This window comes from Nocardia sp. NBC_00416, from assembly GCF_036032445.1.
In the GTDB taxonomy this organism is placed as follows: Bacteria; Actinomycetota; Actinomycetes; order Mycobacteriales; family Mycobacteriaceae; genus Nocardia.
The window spans coordinates 230,135-247,799 of sequence record NZ_CP107932.1 but is presented as its reverse complement, the minus strand read 5'-3'; the positions used below and the strand labels follow the sequence as shown (position 1 = coordinate 247,799).

Sequence of the window (17,665 nt, the reverse complement as noted above, 5' to 3'; positions counted from 1 at the left end):
CTGACAGGCCGCGGCGCGGGGGCGCCGCGGCCTGCTACGCGTTACCGTGCTCGCATGCCCGAGGACCCGCTGCCCCGATTGCGCGAGTTGTGCACGGCCCTGCCGGAGACCTCCGAGCGGCTCAGCCACGGTGAGCCCACCTGGTTCGTGCGCGGCAAGAAGACGTTCGTCACCTACTCCGATCATCATCACGACGACCGCCTGGGCTTCTGGTGCGCCGCCCCGCCGGGTGCGCAGGAAGCGCTGGTCGCCGCCGAACCGAATCGTTTCTTCCGCCCACCGTATGTCGGCCACCGCGGCTGGCTCGGCGTGTACCTGGATGTACCGGTCGACTGGGCAGAGATCGGCGAGATCGTCACCGACGCCTACCGGATGATCGCCCCCGAAACGCTGATCGCCCGGCTCGACGAGCCGTGAATCACCGCGGACACACCGCCGGATGCCGCGCAGCTCCGCAGTCGGAGCGGATCGGCACCGAGCACCCGAACCACGAGCAAGTGCGTCGACGACGACCACAATCGCGGTGTGCGATGGCCATCCCCCCAGCGTGATCATCCCGAGGCCCCAGCCCGTCGCCGGGGCACAGTGAACGGGCGTGGACCGTCCCGCTGTCCGGGGTATCGGATGCCGACGTCGGGATTCAGCGGGCGGCAGGTGGTGTGTTCCAGCCGGCCCGCGATGCGGGCGGACCGGATTCCCGGGGTGGGCACGCGTGTCTGCCTCACCGGATAGACCTGTGGCTCGTATTCTGCAGTCGACCAGGCTTTATCCAGCTTTGCGAGCGGAGGCAGGCATGGCGGGCAAGTTCGTACTGTTCACCGATTCGACCGGGATGTTCCGGTGGCGGCTCAAGGCCGGCGACGGCGAGATCATCGCCGCGAGTCAAGCCTATGACAGCAAGGACTCGGCGCAGAAGGGCATCGACTCGGTCCGATCCCATGCCCCCGGCGCCGAGGTCATCGACGACTCCGTCAGAGCCTGATCCCGAGCCCGGCCGCTCGGCCGGCTCATCCCGCGCGGCCCGAGCGGCATCAGCGTTCACCGCGGACCCGGTCCCAGCATCGGGCTCGGCGACGTCGCGCGAGCGGTCACAGGCCTTCGTCCACCGGGACCTCGGGTAGGCCCGGCACCGGCGCTGTCGCCGCGTAGAGCACATACCGGTCGTCTTCCTCATCCATTGCGGCACGGATGCGGCTTCCATCCGCCGAGACCACCGTCCACAGCCCCGGCGGCTCGGTATCGCCGTACAGCACGCAGGTATCGAAGTGGGCGGCGAATCGTTCGGCGAACTCCTGGCGACCGACCCGGTCGGCCAACCGACCCTCGACGCCGACGGCGACGCGCAGTGCGAAGTGGCCGAAAACCTTTCCGTACGTGCAGAACACGGAGAATACGACGTCTTGCGCAATGTCCGGCGTCGCGTCGGCGACCTGGTCGTCGCGGCCCACGAACAACTCTCCCGCGCCGATCCCGAAACAGTCCAGCAGGAACGTCCGCAGCTCACTTTCCGGGATAAGGCGAGCCGATAGACAGTCGTAGCCTGTGGCATCGGTATCCGTCACGACGCCACCCTACGGCGCACACCGGCTTCTATCCTGCGCGTTTCACGCGCCTGCACCGGCCTCCGGCCGGTCGGCGCACCCGAAAACGAATCACACTGATTACATGCCGTGAGTGCCGGCCGCGCTCCGGATACCTTGCGCCGTGGGAGGACTTCTCTTTCTGACGGAAAGTGTGCGACTCGATGCGTAGGAACAAGCGCAAGGCGATCATCGCGGCCGGGATCGCCGCCGTGCTGCTTCTCACCGGATGCTCCGGCGGGAACGACGCGGGCCTGCCGGTGGACGGTGGCGAGTTCGTCACCGGCCTGTACCTGGAACCGCGCGGGCTGGATCCGCACCGGCAGGTGTACTGGGAGACCTACCGGGTCTCGCGCAATATCTTCGAACCCCTCGTCGGTGAGGACCTGACCACCGATTCCGGCGTTCCCGGACTGGTTCCCGTCCTCGCCACCGAGTGGGAGCACAGCGATGACGGGCGGGTCTGGACGTTCCAGCTGCGCGACGGAGTCACCTTCCACGACGGCTCACCGTTCGACGCGGCCGCGCTGCACAAGAACGTCCGGCGGGTGTGGGACCGCTCCTACGAATTCTTCGACGAGGAGAGCGCCGGCCGGGTGAAGGTGTGGTTCGACAACCTGCGCGCCGCCCGGCCCACCGGCGACCACAGCTACACCTTCGAATTCGACAAACCCTTCCTCGGTTTCCCGCGCATCCTCGCCCAGTCGATGTACACGCTGCCGGTCGGGAATCCGGCGGTCTGGGAGAAGTACGGCAACGACGGATTCGCCCAGCATCCCGAAGGCACGGGGCCGTACCGATTCGCCTCCCGCGCGATCGGCGACCGGATCGTCCTGCAACGCAATCCGGACTACTGGGGTCCGCGTCCCCGCCTGGATACCTTGACCTTCCGCGTCATCCCCAACAATCAGACCCGCGTGGCCTCCCTGCTCAACGGCGAAGTCGACCTGATCAGCTACGTCCCGCCCGACGATGTCGAAACGCTCGAGAACGCCGGTTTCAACGTCCCCGAGGGCACCGCCGCCGAACTGGTGTATTTCTCCTTCAATCGCCACAATCCGGTATTCGAGGACGATCGGGTCCGCCGGGCGCTCATCCACGGCCTCGACCGCGAAGCGTTGGCGAAAGAGGTCTACAACGGCTTCGCGTCACCGCAGTATTCGTTCCTCCCGCCCGGCAACGAGGCCTACGATCCGGCGGCCCGCGATTTCGACTACGACCCCGATCGCGCCCGGCGACTGCTCGCCGAGGCCGGTTACGATCCGGGCGAACTCCGCTTCAATCTGGTCATCGATGTGGCCAACGAGAACCTCGGGCAGTGGCTTCAGGCCCATCTGAAGGCGATCGGGGTCGAGGTGGACGTCGTGAGCCTGGACCGGGTCAACTACTCGGCGCGGGTCTACCACCCCCAGCCCGGTGACGGTCTGAGCATCGATGAGTTCGGCGAGACGAATGCCGAATGGCTGCACAACGGGTACAACGGCCTGAAGAATCGGGGGCTCGACCCGGCGAAGTATCCCGACGTGACGGCGGCCATCGACACCGCGCTGCACACCACCGACCCGGATACGCGAATCCGGCTGTGGCAGCAGGCCGAGGAGAAACTCCGCACGAACGCGCTGGTGATCCCGGCGGTCAATCTGAACCGCTACTACGCGACCGGCCCCAATGTGGAAGGTTTCGTCTACGCGTCCACCAACTGGTACGACCTGTCCCCGGTCTGGCTGTCGGGCTCCCGATGAGGCAACTTCGTCATATCGGGTTCCGCGTCCTCAACGTGCTGCCCATCCTGTTCCTGGTATCGATCCTGGCGTTCCTGCTCGGCGTGCTGACCCCGGGCGATCCGGTGGAAGCCCAGTTCGCGTCGCGGTTCACCCCCGAACAACTCGACGAGCTGCGCACGACCTACGGTCTCGATCGACCGCTCTGGGAACAGTATTTCGTCTGGTTGAAGAACCTCGCGGCCGACGGCGGCGGGCTGTCGCTCACCCTGGGCACACCCGTGTTCGACATGCTCGTGCCGCCCTTCCTCAACACGCTGATACTCACCGTGGCGGGGGCCCTGGTCTGCGTGGTGTTCGGCACGCTGATCGGTGCGATCGCCGGTATCTTCCACGGGACCTGGATCGATCGCGCGGTGATGCTGCTGGCCCAGGTCGGCAGCAATCTGTCCGTGTACTGGTTCGGGCTCGTGCTGATCAGCGTGTTCTCATTGCAGCTGGGCTGGCTCCCGGTCGGCGGTATGCAGTCGCGCGGCGGCGGCGGATTCGCCGACCTGCTCGAACATCTGGTCCTGCCCGCGGTCTCGGCCGCGTTGATCTCCATGCTGGTGCTGGCCCGCTTCGTCCGGATCGGCGTGATCCGGGAAGCGGAGACCGACTACGTCCGCACCTTCCGCTCGCAGGGCGTCCCACTGCGGACGATCTACGGCCGCAACATCTTCCGCAATATCGCACCGAGCATCGTCAATGTCACCGGCCTGGAGATCGGCACTCTGATCACCGGCGTGTTCTTCGTCGAGATCGTCTTCAACTGGCCCGGAATCGGCACGCAGCTCGTCAATGCCGTCAACGGCAAGGACTATCCGGTGATCCAGGGCGGAATCGTGCTGGTGGCACTGTGCTATCTGCTGGTCAACCTGGTCACCGATGTGATCGTCGACGCGCTCGATCCGCGGCTGCGGGGGGCGTGATGGTTCTCGCGCTCCCCCGCGTCTCGATCACCGGATCCGCCGCCGCCCGTCGGCACAACGCGCAGTTGGTCGCGGCCGCCGTTCTCATCGGCGCCGTCGTGCTGGTCTCTCTGCTCGCACCGCTGCTCGCACCGTACGACCCGGTGGCCACCGATCCGTCCGCCAAATTCCTGCCACCGGGCAGCGCCGGGCACCTGTTCGGCACCGATGATCTGGGCCGGGATCTGCTGAGCCGGCTCCTGTGGGGTGGCCGGACCTCATTGCTGCTGGCTGTTCTCTCGGTGGCCGGCGCCACCGTCGTCGGAGCGGTCGCGGCGCTGCTCGCCGGTTTCGCGGGTCCCAAGGTGAGCGGCGTGGTCATGCGGCTGGTGGACATGCTGTTCGCCTTCCCGGTGATCCTCGTCGCCGTCGCGCTGGCCGCGCTGCTGAGCCCCGGGCCGGGCGTCGTGATCGTGGCGATCGTGTTCCATGTCGTTCCTTATGTGACGCGAGTGATGTTCACCGAGGTCAAGCAACATACGCGGCGGGAGTACGTGGAGGCCGCCACGGCGCTCGGCGCGACCCGCTGGTCGCTGATGGTGCGGGAGGTGCTGCCCAACGTCACCGGTCAGATCGTCGTCTACGGCACCGGCCTGGTGGCCAGCATGGTGGTGTTCTCCGCGAGCCTGAGCGCGGTGGGAATCGGCGTCCAACCCCCCACCCCCGACTGGGGTCAGATGATCGCCTCCGGGGCCAAAGTGGTGCTCTCCGGACATATGTACGTGGCGGTGATACCGGGCGTCACCGTCGTGCTCGTCGCGCTGGCCTTCAACTGGCTCGGCGACGGCCTGCACGACCTGACGAGTCCGCGCACCCGAGGGATCCGACGATGACCACGCTCTCCACACGGGAAATCCGCGAAGAACAGTCCGTGGCGCCGGCCGCGCCGGTCCTCGAGGTCGAGGATCTCGGCATCGCCTTCCCTGGAGACGCGGCCGGGACCGCGACCGTGTCCGGGATCTCCTTCGCCCTGAACGCCGGGGAGGTCCTCGCCCTGGTGGGGGAATCCGGCTCCGGGAAGAGCCTCACCGCCGCCGCGATCATCGGTCTGCTTCCACAGGCCGCCCGCGTCACCGGCGGATCGGTGCGATTCCGCCGCGGGACAGCGCCGTCGGTCGACCTCACCGCGCTACCGGAGCGCCGGCTCGCCGCCTACCGCGGCTCGGGTATCGGCATGGTGTTCCAGAACCCGCTGGGCGCACTGGATCCCGCGCACCGCATCGCCGCCCAGCTCGACGAGGTCCTCGCCCGGCACCGCCCGGACACCTCGCGGGCCGCGCGCCGCGAGCTGGCGGCGGAATGGCTCGCCAAGGTCGGATTCGACGTCCCGGAGCGGGTACTGGCCGCGTACCCGCACGAACTCAGTGGTGGAATGCGGCAGCGGGTCGCGCTGGCGCTGGCCGCGCTGGCCGAACCCGTCGTGCTGATCGCCGACGAACCCACCACCGCGCTCGATACCGTGGTGCAACGGCAGATCCTCGATCTGCTGCGCGATGTCACCCGCGCCACGGGGTCCGCGCTGCTGCTGATCACCCACGACTTCGACGTGGTCGCCCATATGGCCGACACCGTCGTCGTGCTCCAGCGGGGCCGGATCGTGGAACAGGGGGCGCGTGACACCGTGCTCACCACACCGGATCATCCCTACACCCGCCGTTTGCTCGACGCGGTACCGCGGCTGGGCAAGCGGGCGGCCCTCCCCCACTGGCAGGGGGCACGGCGGTTGTCGGCGGCCGATCCGGAGCGGGGCGAACTCGTGCCGACCACACCGGACGACACTCACGAACCGTTGCTACGACTGGAGTCGGCCGGCAAGCGGTTCACCGTCGGCGGTTTCGGCACCGGACTCGCCAAGCGCGAACTGCCGGCGGTGGACGATATCTCGCTCACGGTACGGCGGGGCGAGATCTACGGGCTGATCGGGCCGTCCGGATCCGGTAAGTCCACGCTCGGACGCGTGATGGGCGGGCTGCTACCCGCCACCGCCGGTTCGGTCGTATTCGACGGCAACCGGCTCGTCGGCGCCCGGCCCGCGGCGTTGCGCGCGCTGCGGTCGCGCCTGCAATACGTGTTCCAGGACCCCGTCGGCTCGCTCAATCCCGGCATCCGCGTCGGTGAACAGATCGCCCGCCCACTGCGGCGGTTCGGCCGGGCGCACGACCGGAAGGCGGTGGCCGACGCGGTCGCGCGGGCTCTCGAACTGGTCGGGTTGCCCACCGCGTTCGCCGACCGTTATCCGCACGCCCTCTCCGGCGGCCAGGCCCAGCGGGTCGGCATGGCGCGCGCGCTCGCGCTCGAGCCCGAACTGCTCATTCTCGACGAACCGACTTCGTCGCTGGACGTCTCCACCCAGGCCGAGATCATCGACCTACTACTCGAACTACGGGAGCGACTGAATCTCACCTGTGTGTTCATCGGTCACGATCTCGGTCTCGTGGAATGGGTCAGCGACCGCATCGGCGTGATGTCCGGCGGGCGGCTGGTCGACGAATTCGCGACCGAACACCTCTACGACACCGCGCGTTCCCCCGCGACCCGGGCCCTGCTCGAGGCCGATCTCGGCATCAGGAAAGCACAACTTCCATGACAAACCCCGATTCCGGCGCCGGCGCTCCCACCGTCGCTTCGGCCACCATCGCTTCGGCCACCATCGCTTCGGCCACCATCGCTTCGGCACTGACCACCGCGGAGGCCGCCGCGATCATCGGCGACCCGGCGCTGCTTTCGGCGTGGGCGCGGTATCGCGCCGCGTTCGTCGTGATCGGGATCGATCGGCTCGCCGGCGCCGGTGCGGAACTCACTCCGGCCGCCGGCGATCTCGATCCCAGTGTGCTGGCCACCGCGCTGGCGGCGCACGGCGGCCCCGCGGTCGTCATCGCCGCGAGTGCCCATATCGATCTTCCGTACAACCTCGCCCGCCGCGCACTGTCCCTGGACCACCTCACTCGGGGCCGGTCCGGTGTGCTGCTCGGCAGCCGTGATCCGCGGGGACGCACCACGAACGCGTGGAGCGGAGCGGGTCTCGGCGGGGAAGCCGACCTCGGTCCGGAGACCGCGGCCGACACCGCGCGGGCCCTCGTCGGACTGTGGCAGAGCTGGCCACTCGACAGCATTGTCGGGGACAAGGAATCCGGCATCCTGGTGCACTCCGACCGAATCCGGCGGGTCGACCATCAGGGGGTCACGAAAACGGCAGGACCGCTGAGCATTCCGACCTCGGACCAGGGCACGCCGGTACTGGGCTGGTACGGCGCCGGCGCGAACGGCGGAGCAGGCGACCCCGATTTCGGCGATTTCACCGTCCTGGGCGGGTTGCCGACCAGCGAGATCGTCAGCGCCACGATCGATCAGCCGCCGGGCCGCGCACGCGTCCTGGCCGAGGCGTCGGCCGGCGATCTCGAAGCTGCCGCCGGACTTCTCGCGGCCGGCGCCCACGGACTCCTGTTGCGCACCACGGGCGGCGGCGTCCCCGCCGATACCGCCGCGCACCTGCTGGGCGTCGACCTGCTGTCGCGCTTTCCCGATGCGGCGGATCCCGGCGGCGCAACCCTGCGGGACGCGCTCGGACTGCCACCCCCCACTGATCTGTTGACCACCGCCGCGCCGGCGTTCAGCGCGCCCTCCACGCGGGTCTATCGCTGACCGCGCGCCCACTTACCGAAGGGATCACCCCATGGCAGCCCCCACATCGGCCGATCTGAGGTCGCTGCTGGCACACCCGGACGCCGACTACGACACTCTCGCCGCGAAATACGGGCCGCTCTTCGACCGGATCGCCGCGGGCAACGCCGCTCGGGAACGGGCGCGCGAGTTCCCGTTCGACCAGGTCCGGCTGCTGGTGGACGCGGGGTTCTCGCGGTTGCGGATCCCCCGGACGCTGGGTGGTGACGGCGCGACCCTGCAGCAGGTCTTCCTGTTGCTCGCCGACCTCGGTGCGGCCGATCCCAATGTCGCCCATATCTTCCGCAACCATCTCGCGTTCGTCGAGGACCGGCTCAACTCCCCGGATCATCCCGCCACCGAGATCTGGTTGGACCGTTTCCGGCGCGGCGAGTTCGTCGGGGGCGGCTGGACCGAGGCCAACAACGCGAAATTCGGCGATATCGGCACCCGGATCAGCACGGCCGGCGGAATCACCCGGCTGACCGGCGAAAAGTATTACGCGACCGGCAGTCTCTACGCCGACTGGCTCGATGTGATCGGACGCGACGAGAACGATCGGCTGATCACCGCGCTCGTCGCGCGCGAACAGCCGGGCGTCACACTGACCGACGATTGGGAGGGTTTCGGGCAGCAGACCACCGCCAGCGGATCCGCGCGGTACCGCGACGCGGTGGTCGACGAACACGGCATCTTCCCGGCGGAAGAGCGCTTCGCCTACCAGGGGCTCTTCTATCAGACGGCCCTGCTGTCCGTTCTGGTCGGCATCGCCCGGGCGACATTCCGGGACGGCGCCGCGGCACTGCACCGACGGCCCCGCAATTATCCGCTGGGCACGAACGAGGTTCCGGCGCAGGACGCTCTGCTCCAGCAACGCATCGGGTTGCTCGCCACCCGGGTGTTCCAGGCCGAGGCCGCCCTGGAGAAACAGTCCGCGACGCTGGATGTGGTGGCACACGCCCATATCCGGGGTGACGAACAGGCCGAAGAGAAAGCGCTCGTCGCGGCGACGGTGCGCACCCATGAGGCGCAATCGGTCGTCATCGAGGCCGCGCTCGAGATCACCACCACGGTGTTCGACGCCCTCGGCGCCTCGGCGACCGCCGTGTCCGCGGGTCTCGACCGGCACTGGCGCAATGCCCGCACGCTCGCCTCGCACAATCCCCGGGTGTTCAAGGAGCGGGTGCTCGGCGACTACTACGTCAACGGCACCCCGCCGCCGGGCGGTTCGAACTCCTTCCTGCGCCCGCAGGGCCAGGGGGCGTGAGAGTCGTGCCCGAACCGCGCCCCGGTCATGTCCTGCTCGGTGTGAATGTGCTGGTCTACGGCTATATCCCGGCGGCCTGGCGAACCCCGCTGTTCGGCGCCCGGGATTTCCTCACCGCGCACTACTGGGAGCAGGTCGGCCGACTCGCCGAACGTGCCCACCTCGACGCGGTCTTCCTCGCCGACGCGCTGGGCCTGGGCGATCCCGCCTATGACGCCAATCCCATCCGGCTCGATCCGTTCGTCGTCTGGGCTCATATCGCCCGGGCCACCGAACACGTCGGTCTCATCGCCACCGCCTCCACGACCTTCAACGATCCGGTGGACCTCGCCGCCCGGATCCTGACCCTGGACCACGTATCGAACGGCCGCGCGGGCTGGAATCTGGTGACGACCCGCGACGACCGCTCGGCGGCGAACTTCGGGCTCGAACGCGTGGTGCCGCGCGGTCAGCGCTACGAGCGGGGCGCCGAGTTCGCCGAATTGGCGCGCGCGCTGTGGTCGGCGGCCGGAACCGGAACGCGAGTCACCCATCACGGCAAGCATTTCCATTACGACGACGAATTCCGCGCCCCGGCCTCGCCGCAGGGCCTGCCCGTGCTGTTCCAGGCCGGAGGCTCGCCGGGCGGCCGGGATATCGCGTCGCGGTACGCCGACGGCGTCTTCACCGCCGAGATCACGCTCGAGACAGCCCGAGAGCACTACCGGACGGTGAAGGACGGCGCGGTGCGCGCCGGACGCGATCCCAGCGATGTCGCCATCATGCCCGGCCTGTTGCTGACCCTCGGTTCCACCGAGGAAGAGGCGCGGCGGCGCGTGGACGACCTGTACGAGTCGAGCCCGAGTGTGTACGCGGCCGCCTGGTTGTCGCATGCGATCGGCGTCGACGTCAGCACGCTGGAACTGGACGAACCGTTCCCGGCCGCGGTACTGCGCGGCCCCGCCGACCCGGATATCTTCACCGGCAGTATCGGTTTCCGCGAATCCATCCTCGAGCAGATCCGCCAGACTCGGCCCACCGTCCGGGAATACCTGCGCCAGACGCGCTACTCCGGCTCCGGGCACGGCGGTTTCGTCGGGACTCCGGAACAGCTGGCCGACCGGATCGAGCAGTGGTACCGCGAGTACGCCTGCGATGGATTCAATCTGCAGCCCGATGTCCTGCTGGACAGCCTGGAGGTGATCGCCGACGAGGTGATACCGCTGCTGCGCGCCCGGGGGCTGTACCGCGAGGAGTACGAGTCGACCACGCTCCGGGGCAATTTCGCCGCGGCCCACCCGACCAGCGCGCCGGCGATCACCGCGATACGACCGTGAGTCGCGGGCGCGGGCGCCCAGCGGTGTAGCGTCGCGGGCGGAAACGCGCCGAATGCCGATTGCGAGCTCGTGAGGGTGCCATGCCGCGGGAACTGACCGACCTGCCGTTCGCGAACCTGCTGGAACCGGCCGGTGCGGTGGACGTCGAGGGAGAGTACGACTGCGTCCGATTCGACGACGTGGATCTGACCGACCCGGACGCTCGCCACACCGTGTTCGACCAATGCGCCTTCCAGTCGGTGCGGTGGGACGGCGGCTCGTTACGCGGCGCGCGGTTCAGCGAGGTCTGGCTGCACGGGGTCCGGATCACCGGTACCGAGATGTCCGACGCGGCCTGGCTGGACGCCGAGATCGTCGAGGGCGCCTGGTCGGGCGTCGAGGCGAGCCGAGCGGAGTTGCGCCGGGTGGTGTTCCACAACTGCAAACTCGATTCGGTCAACTTCCGGGGCGCGGTCCTGACCAAGGTCCGGTTCGTGGATTGTGTGCTCCGGCACGTCGATCTCGGAGGCGCGAAACTGAACGAGGTCGACTTTCCCGGCTCGGAGATCTCGGCGCTCGTGGTCCGGGACGCACGATTGACGAAGGTGGACTTCCGGGGCGCGGAGGCGCTGCGGGTCGCCGACGGGGTCGGCGCGCTGCGTGGCGCGATCGTCACCCCGGATCAATTGCTCGATCTCGCACCGGCCTTCGCCGCGTCGGTCGGTTTGCTCGTCGAACCCGAGTAGACCCGGGGCTCGTTACCCCGGTGTGCGGGTGACGGCGCGCGCCACCGTCGCGGCGACTTCCTCATCGCACGGACACGTCGAGATGGATGCCGACCCGCTGTCGGCGGTCACCGAGCACGACATCGCATCCGGCCGGGTACTCGCCTGCCTTGCCCGGCCGGCCACCGAACGCGTAGTCCTGCGGTTCGCGAACCGGTCACCGTCCACGGACGGGTGACACCACTGGATCGTCAGCCCGAAAGTTTCTCGTACTGCGTATCGAGCGCCCAGTCGAGCGTGGTCCGCCAGCGATCGTCCTGGTCGAAATAGGCGAGAAAGGCATTCAGCACGGTATCCCGGTCCGTGTCGGGTGTCACGTAGTGCCGGCCGGCGTCGCCGTCCCGGAATTCGAGAGCGAACTCCGCGGCGCCCGGGGAATAGGAATCCCGGTTGTCCGGGAGGTACACGGTCTGGATGTACACCTGGTTCGTACTGCCGAGAATGGCGATCGAGTATCTCCCCGTACCCAGCGATCGGATCAGGTCGGCAACCTGATCCCGGGACGCAGTCGCTGACACGAGGGCGAAATCGGACCTGAGAAACATAGGCTACTGATCTACCACGATCCGGCGGCGTCCGCGAATACAGCACCGAATCATCGCGCGCTCACTGCGACATGGTCCCGAGCACCGCGGCCGCCGCGTCGGCCACGGCCGGGTCGGCGCCCGCGGCCATCGGATAGCCCGTGGTCGAACGGCTGAAGATCACCAGCGCGATCGACGTTCCGGTGGGGCTCCACACCACGCCCGCGTCGTTGGCCGTGCCGTAGGCGCCGCTACCGGTCTTGTCCGCCGCCACCCACCCGACCGGCAGACCCCGGCGCATCCGTTCCCGCGAGGTGACGCTCGACCGCATCCAACTCGTCAGCATGCGCCGATAGTCGACGGCCAGCGCATTTCCGAGGATCAACTTCTGATAGCCGCCGGCGAACGCCGCCGCGGTGGTGGTGTCGCGTGGATCGGCGGGCAACGCCTCGTCGAGTTCGGGTTCCCAGCGGTCCAGCCGGGTCTGCGCGTCGCCGATCGATCGCGCGAATTCCGTGACGGCACCGGGGCCGCCGAGCCGGCGCAACAGCAGGTTGCCCGCCGTATTGTCGCTGCGCACCAGAGCCGCCCGGCTCAGCTCGTAGTAGCTCATGACCTCGCCGACGTTATCGCTGGTGACCGGCGAATTCACCACGATGTCCTGCCGGGTTATCGGCACCTTGTCGTTCAGGTCCAGCTCGCCGCGTTCGGCGAGCCGCAGGACGGCGGCGACCGCGTACACCGTGAAGGTCGAGCACATCGCGTATCGCTCACCGGCGTTCCATTCGAATGTCCGCCCGCCCCGCGTATCGACGGCGGCGATCCCGAACAGCACGTTGTACTTCGCCTCGAGCGCCATCAGCGTGTTGCTCAGGTCCGTGGTGTCCGGTGTGGTGCCCGCGACGGGACCGGCCGGCGCCCCGGTGTCCGCGCCCCCGCAGCCGGCGGCGGACAACGCGGCCGCTACCAGAACGATCGCCAGTGCACGCCGGCGCGACGGGACGCGATACGCGGATCGGTTCGGTTTCACCCCCGCAGCAGACACCGCCCCGCCACCGGCCGCCAATATCCGACACTCCCGCATATCATTCATATTCGATATAACTGCAGTTGAGCGTGTGTTTAGCTGCTCGGATCGGCCCATAATTCCGCTGTTCGGCGGGGGTGTCGCACGCGGCTGGTTCAATATCGCTATGGACCTGATCCGCCATCTCGGCTACTTCGTCGCCATCGCCGACGAAGGCCATTTCGGGCGGGCCGCCACCATCCTGGATATGACCCAGCCGCCGCTGTCCCAGGGCCTGCGGCGACTGGAGGACCGGCTCGGCGTCGAACTGCTCCACCGCACCCGGCAGGGCGCGGTGCTCACGGCGGCCGGCCGGCAGCTGCTGCCCCGGGCCCGGCTACTGGTCGACGACGCGGAGCGACTGCTGGCCGAAGCGCAGCGGATCGCCCGCACCCGCGGCACGGTGCACTGGGGCGCCACCTCCGCCCTCCCCGACCGGATCGTCACCGCGTGTGTCACCGTCCTGCGTACCGGAAACACCTCCGGCGAGGCCGTATCCACCGATATGGGCACGACGGTGGATCTGGTGGCGGCGGTCCGGTCCGGGCTGTGCGATCTGGCGGTCATCGAGCATCCGGCGCTGGTGGACGGCGTGGAGGCCCGGCCGGTGGTGAAACTGCCCCGCTGGGTCGTCGTCCCGGCCGATCATCGCAGCGCCGCCACCGAACGCCCCGTGTTCCCGATGCTGACCGACCTCACCTACGCCGCGTACCCGCGCGCCGCGAATCCCCCGGCCTCCGATACGGTCCGGGATCTGTTGCGCGAACGCGGCCTCGACGCGCCGACGGTCACCGTCCACGACGACCGCGCGGTGCTGGCCGCGGTCGCCGCCGGGACCAGCTTCGGGCTGACCACCACCCCGCCGTCCGATATCCCGGGCGTCGCCTGGTTGCGCATGGCTCCGCAAGCAGTGGCGTTGCGCTGCCGGGTGATCCACCGAGCCGGCGCCGAGGACCAGGCGAACGCCCTGGACGGGGTTCTCTACCGGGAACGCCTGCAATGACCGCCGCCGACCGGATTCGCGCGGTATTCGCCGACGCCGGCTGCACCGGCCGGCTGCACGCCCGGCGCTGCGACGACAGCACCGAGCAGGTGTCGATCGGCGGGACCGAGCGGGTGGTCACGGCATCGGTGTACAAGCTGCCGCTGCTCCTCGCGTACTGCCGGGCCGTGGACGACGGCCGCCTCGACCCGCTCGCCCGGCTCACTCTCACTCCGGCCGACTGCACGCCCGGGCCGACCGGGATCTCGGCGCTGCACGACCCGGTCACCATGAGCCGCCGTGATCTCGCGACCTCGATGATGACGGTCTCCGATAACGCGACCGCGGATCTGCTGCTGGGCGAGATCGGGCTCGCCGCAGTGCACGAACTTCTGGCATCGTTGGGGCTCGAGCAAACCCGGCTGGTCGGCGGCACCGCCGATATCCAGCGCAGCCTGGTGCAGGACACCGACACTCACGATACGGCCGAGGCGTTCGCCGCGCTGGCCGACAACGACGAGGCGTGGACCGTCTCCGCCTACGATCCCGCGTATACGAGTGCGACGACACCGGAGGAGATGACGCGGCTGCTGTCCGCACTCTGGTGCGGCCTGGTGGTGTCGGGTGAGCAGACGGATTTCGCTCGCGCGGTCATGCGCCGCCAGGTGTGGCCGCACCGGATCGCCGCCGGGTTCCCGCACCGCGGCGTGCGGGTGGCCGGGAAGACCGGCACCATCGGCATCATCCGCAACGAGGTCGCCGTCGTCGAGTTTCCGGACGAGTATCCGGTCGCGGTAGCGGTTTTCACCCGGGCCGCCCGCGCCGACCCCACCTTGCCCGCCGTGGACGCCGCGATCGCCGAAGCCGCCCGGATAGCGGTCACCGAACTGCGCCGGGCGCTGCCCGCCGAGTGAGGCATGCCGCCGCCCGGCGGGGCGACGTCGCGGGCGGCGCGGACAAACGGGCTCGTCGTCACCCGGTCACGCCCGGGTCACCAGCAGGTCCACTCGATAGTCCGCCGCGGGAACCCTGCCGCCCGCCGGCGGCGACGGGTGGACGGCCACCAGTTCGATCCGGTAGCCGCCGACGGTCGCGCCCGTGGCGAATCTCCGGTTGCTATGGAGTTCCTGGCGGGAGCGCTGCGCCCCGACGGTCACCTCGGCCACTATCGTCGCGTCGCCCGCCCACATGCATGCCGTGCCCTCCGGGCACCGGCTGTCCTCCGGCACTTCGGCGAACAAGACGGTCATCCGGTCCTGGTCGAGATCCGCGGAGGCACCGGCGGCCAGCGTGAATTCGGCGCCGAGCTCCACCGGCGCGTCCGGAGAATCGGCGACCGCGCTACAACTCGGCGACACCATGAGCAGTGTCGCCACGACCGCGCACCGCAGCAGACTCGAGGCATTCATGGAGGCCGATCCTGGCACAAGGCAGCGCGCAATTCGAGCGTCTCGCACGAAATCCCGGCACGGGATCAGATCTGTTATCCGACGGGCGAGGGACCGGTTTCGCTACCCGCTTCGGGAGCCCGGAATCGGGGACCGATGAACTCGAGCCCGAAACGAGCGCCCAATGCATTGAGCGCGTCCGGATCACCGAACACCGCTTCACCGCTGTAGTCCTCGTCCGGCGGATCCACCGCACAGAAGACTCCGACCGGGTGGGCGGTCATTCCGGGCAGATAGGTGGCGAAGGTCAGGGCGGCCTCCAGCGCCTCCTCCGCGTCGCCGGGGCAGACCGACCACACGTGGGTGTCACCGTTCCAGTCGAATCGGAGGTCCCATTCGTCCTCGTCGCCCTCGACCAGCCGCACCTCGGTGATCGTCACCGCACCCCGGGCACAGGCGGCGATGGCCTCCAGCTCGTCGCGATACCAGGCCGAGCGCTCTTCGTCGTCGGCGTCCTCGATTCCGCGAAACGTCTTGTAGTCCAGGGTGTATCGAATCCCCAGCTCACCGAGCAGACCACAGACGGCACGCGGGACGGTACGACCGAAGTAGCTCAGGGGCTGGTCGAGTTCATAGGGAGCCAGCGACTCCGCCGCCACCGCCGAATCGACGAGGCCGAGTTCGACGATCAGATCCACCACTTCACGGGTGCCGTATTCGGAACTCACCGATCCCCCTCGAGGCGGCAGCGTCGGGCGGCCGACACCGAGTATCCGTATCGGGCGGGACTTTTCCCACCGGGCCCGTACCCATTCCTGGGGAGGCACGCCTCGCCCGGTGCTCGCGTTCCGCCAGCGGATCGGGCCGCCGATCAGCCTTATTCGAGCCGACGTACCCGGGAAGGATCCCGCACCGCGGCGCACCCGGCGGGCTCCGTCGGGAACAGATCGGCCCGATCCGTGCACCCCGTCCGGAGATCGCGCACATCGACGGCGCGAGCAGCATGCTCTCACCCAGCGGGAGTGAAACAAGTTGTGCCGCATCATTTTCAGACCACCGTGTGTAGGCTCCCGTCGGGTGACCGGCGCTGAGCCGGTCGTCATCCAGCCGGGCGACAGAAGAGTGATGCATGACCAGGTACGCGCATTTTGTAGGTAGCCTCCCCCCAGAACTGATGACAGGAGGCGACCGGGCCGTCCTGGATTGGTTCGCCACACACACCGCGGGCCATCCCGTCACCGCGTTGCCGTGCGATCTCGACCCCGACTGGATCGTCGCCTACCTCCGGGAGCTCGGCAGCCGTACCGACGCCCTCGAAGTGCTGCGCCCCGGCGCTTTCGCCGGCTACGCCGACTTTCCCACCTACGGGGTGCGGGCCGGCCGGAGGCTCGAGGCGAGCGATATCTCGATGGATCGGATCGACCGGATCAGCGAGGTGGTGACGGCCTTCGAATCGTTGCGGCGGGACCGGCCGGAATTGGCGGAGGCGAAGCTCCAGCTCAGTCAGCCCCATCCCCTGGATCTCGCGATGTTCGTCTTCGCGGGCGGTGCGGTGGCCGGGGGACTTCCGGTCGGCCTCGCGGTCCGACGGTCGAATCTGGTGCTCGCGGCATTGCGACAGCTGCCGGCGTTCACGGAGGCCGCGCTGGAGGAGATGCGCGAAGTGCGCCGCCGGCACGGCGACCTGATCGTATGGCAGGTGGAATCACCGATTTCACTGCTGAGCATGGTCAAGGCCCAGCAACTCGGGGCGTTGTGGGCGCTGGCGCCGGTGGTCGCCGGACAACTGGCCGGGTTCCTGGAGAAGGTGCACGAAGTCGACCGCGATCACGGCATCGACACCGAGACGATCGTGCATTTGTGCTACGGCGATTATCAGCACAAGAGCCTGCTCAGCCCGCGGAATCTGGCGCCGGCCGTCGCTCTGCTGGACCAGACCGGCCGCCGCCTCGTACAGCGCGGCGTGCCCGTACCTCTGGTCCATATCCCGTGCGCGTACGGCGCCCATCCCGCACCGGTCGACCCGGAGTTCTACGCGCCGTTGCGCAAGCTCGGACCCGAATGGCGAGTGATCGCGGGCGTGGCCTCCACCGGAGAACCTGCGGCGAGCGCGGCGGCGCTCACCCTTTTCGAAAAGGCCAGCGGCGCCGCCGCCTACGGTGTGGCCGCCGCGTGCGGCTTCGGCCGGAACAGCGCCACGGAGGCCGAGCAGGGCGCCGAGACCATTCTGTCTCTCGCCCGGGCGCAGGACGACAGCCGGAGCTGACTCTCCTGCACGGTATTCGGCGCGGGCACTACGCCGTTCGGCCGGCCGTCGACCTGAAGGTGTGTCCGCCCGGCCGGCCACCACACCCGAGCGCCAGCGAATTGCCGAGAACGACGCCGCC

General features: G+C 68.8%; 19 protein-coding genes. 14 read left to right on the top strand and 5 right to left on the bottom strand.

The features are described 5' to 3' along the window. The first annotated feature begins 54 nt into the window (after positions 1 to 54). Together OG804_RS01225 and OG804_RS01220 are read left to right on the top strand one after the other, a co-directional pair. Positions 55 to 417, top strand: a complete 363-nt coding sequence (locus tag OG804_RS01225) for an MmcQ/YjbR family DNA-binding protein (RefSeq protein ID WP_328392956.1) — start codon at positions 55 to 57, stop codon at positions 415 to 417. 376 nt (positions 418 to 793) lie between these two features. Next, positions 794 to 982: a YegP family protein gene (locus OG804_RS01220; RefSeq protein WP_328392954.1), complete on the top strand. Its 189-nt coding sequence runs from the start codon at positions 794 to 796 to the stop codon at positions 980 to 982. 106 nt (positions 983 to 1,088) lie between these two features. Here the strand turns inward: OG804_RS01220 and OG804_RS01215 are convergent, their stop codons facing one another. Beyond that, on the bottom strand, positions 1,089 to 1,562 hold the full coding sequence (locus OG804_RS01215) for a hypothetical protein (protein WP_328392952.1): 474 nt from the start codon (positions 1,560 to 1,562) through the stop codon (positions 1,089 to 1,091). Positions 1,563 to 1,744: 182 nt separating this feature from the next. Between OG804_RS01215 and OG804_RS01210 the strand changes: the two genes are divergently transcribed. From OG804_RS01210 to OG804_RS01170, 9 genes are all read left to right on the top strand, one after another. After that, positions 1,745 to 3,322: an ABC transporter substrate-binding protein gene (locus OG804_RS01210; RefSeq protein ID WP_328392950.1), complete on the top strand. Its 1,578-nt coding sequence runs from the start codon at positions 1,745 to 1,747 to the stop codon at positions 3,320 to 3,322. Next, positions 3,319 to 4,272 (top strand): ABC transporter permease, encoded by a 954-nt coding sequence (locus tag OG804_RS01205; RefSeq protein ID WP_328392948.1) that lies wholly within the window; start codon positions 3,319 to 3,321, stop codon positions 4,270 to 4,272. Before OG804_RS01210 ends, OG804_RS01205 begins: the two co-directional genes overlap by 4 nt. Continuing rightward, positions 4,272 to 5,144 (top strand): ABC transporter permease, encoded by an 873-nt coding sequence (locus tag OG804_RS01200; protein ID WP_328392946.1) that lies wholly within the window; start codon positions 4,272 to 4,274, stop codon positions 5,142 to 5,144. The genes OG804_RS01205 and OG804_RS01200 overlap by 1 nt, the downstream gene beginning before the upstream one ends. Next, entirely contained in the window at positions 5,141 to 6,898 is a 1,758-nt protein-coding gene (locus OG804_RS01195) for an ABC transporter ATP-binding protein (RefSeq protein WP_328392944.1), read from the top strand. Before OG804_RS01200 ends, OG804_RS01195 begins: the two co-directional genes overlap by 4 nt. After that, a complete protein-coding gene (locus OG804_RS01190; protein ID WP_328392942.1) occupies positions 6,895 to 7,953 on the top strand; it encodes a hypothetical protein in 1,059 nt (352 codons plus the stop codon). The genes OG804_RS01195 and OG804_RS01190 overlap by 4 nt, the downstream gene beginning before the upstream one ends. 31 nt (positions 7,954 to 7,984) lie before the next feature. Continuing rightward, the gene (locus tag OG804_RS01185) at positions 7,985 to 9,238 is read left to right on the top strand and encodes an acyl-CoA dehydrogenase (RefSeq protein ID WP_328392940.1); all 1,254 of its coding nucleotides are present in this window, start codon (positions 7,985 to 7,987) and stop codon (positions 9,236 to 9,238) included. 5 nt (positions 9,239 to 9,243) lie between these two features. Continuing rightward, entirely contained in the window at positions 9,244 to 10,554 is a 1,311-nt protein-coding gene (locus OG804_RS01180) for an LLM class flavin-dependent oxidoreductase (protein WP_328392938.1), read from the top strand. Positions 10,555 to 10,634: 80 nt separating this feature from the next. Continuing rightward, a complete protein-coding gene (locus OG804_RS01175; RefSeq protein ID WP_328392936.1) occupies positions 10,635 to 11,279 on the top strand; it encodes a pentapeptide repeat-containing protein in 645 nt (214 codons plus the stop codon). A gap of 82 nt (positions 11,280 to 11,361) precedes the next feature. Beyond that, positions 11,362 to 11,496 carry a hypothetical protein gene (locus tag OG804_RS01170; RefSeq protein WP_328392934.1) on the top strand — a complete coding sequence of 45 codons (135 nt, stop codon included), beginning with the start codon at positions 11,362 to 11,364 and terminating at the stop codon, positions 11,494 to 11,496. Positions 11,497 to 11,509: 13 nt separating this feature from the next. On the opposite strand, the gene OG804_RS01165 is transcribed toward OG804_RS01170, so the two are convergent. Further along, on the bottom strand, positions 11,510 to 11,836 hold the full coding sequence (locus tag OG804_RS01165) for a hypothetical protein (RefSeq protein ID WP_328392932.1): 327 nt from the start codon (positions 11,834 to 11,836) through the stop codon (positions 11,510 to 11,512). Between the two features lie 88 nt (positions 11,837 to 11,924). Next, the gene (bla, locus tag OG804_RS01160; RefSeq protein ID WP_328392930.1) at positions 11,925 to 12,872 is read right to left on the bottom strand and encodes a class A beta-lactamase; all 948 of its coding nucleotides are present in this window, start codon (positions 12,870 to 12,872) and stop codon (positions 11,925 to 11,927) included. Positions 12,873 to 13,035: 163 nt separating this feature from the next. Here bla and OG804_RS01155 point away from each other — a divergent pair, with 163 nt between their 5' ends. Both OG804_RS01155 and OG804_RS01150 read left to right on the top strand, forming a co-directional pair. Then, the gene (locus tag OG804_RS01155; protein WP_328392928.1) at positions 13,036 to 13,911 is read left to right on the top strand and encodes a LysR family transcriptional regulator; all 876 of its coding nucleotides are present in this window, start codon (positions 13,036 to 13,038) and stop codon (positions 13,909 to 13,911) included. Then, the gene (locus OG804_RS01150) at positions 13,908 to 14,804 is read left to right on the top strand and encodes a serine hydrolase (RefSeq protein ID WP_328392926.1); all 897 of its coding nucleotides are present in this window, start codon (positions 13,908 to 13,910) and stop codon (positions 14,802 to 14,804) included. Before OG804_RS01155 ends, OG804_RS01150 begins: the two co-directional genes overlap by 4 nt. A gap of 66 nt (positions 14,805 to 14,870) precedes the next feature. Here OG804_RS01150 and OG804_RS01145 read toward each other — a convergent pair whose 3' ends face one another. Together OG804_RS01145 and OG804_RS01140 are read right to left on the bottom strand one after the other, a co-directional pair. Beyond that, positions 14,871 to 15,299, bottom strand: coding sequence for a hypothetical protein (locus tag OG804_RS01145; RefSeq protein WP_328392924.1), 429 nt, complete (start codon positions 15,297 to 15,299; stop codon positions 14,871 to 14,873). Positions 15,300 to 15,373: 74 nt separating this feature from the next. After that, on the bottom strand, positions 15,374 to 16,006 hold the full coding sequence (locus tag OG804_RS01140; RefSeq protein WP_328392922.1) for a hypothetical protein: 633 nt from the start codon (positions 16,004 to 16,006) through the stop codon (positions 15,374 to 15,376). Positions 16,007 to 16,452: 446 nt separating this feature from the next. Here OG804_RS01140 and OG804_RS01135 point away from each other — a divergent pair, with 446 nt between their 5' ends. Further along, positions 16,453 to 17,544, top strand: coding sequence for a hypothetical protein (locus OG804_RS01135; RefSeq protein ID WP_328392920.1), 1,092 nt, complete (start codon positions 16,453 to 16,455; stop codon positions 17,542 to 17,544). Positions 17,545 to 17,665 lie beyond the last annotated feature (121 nt).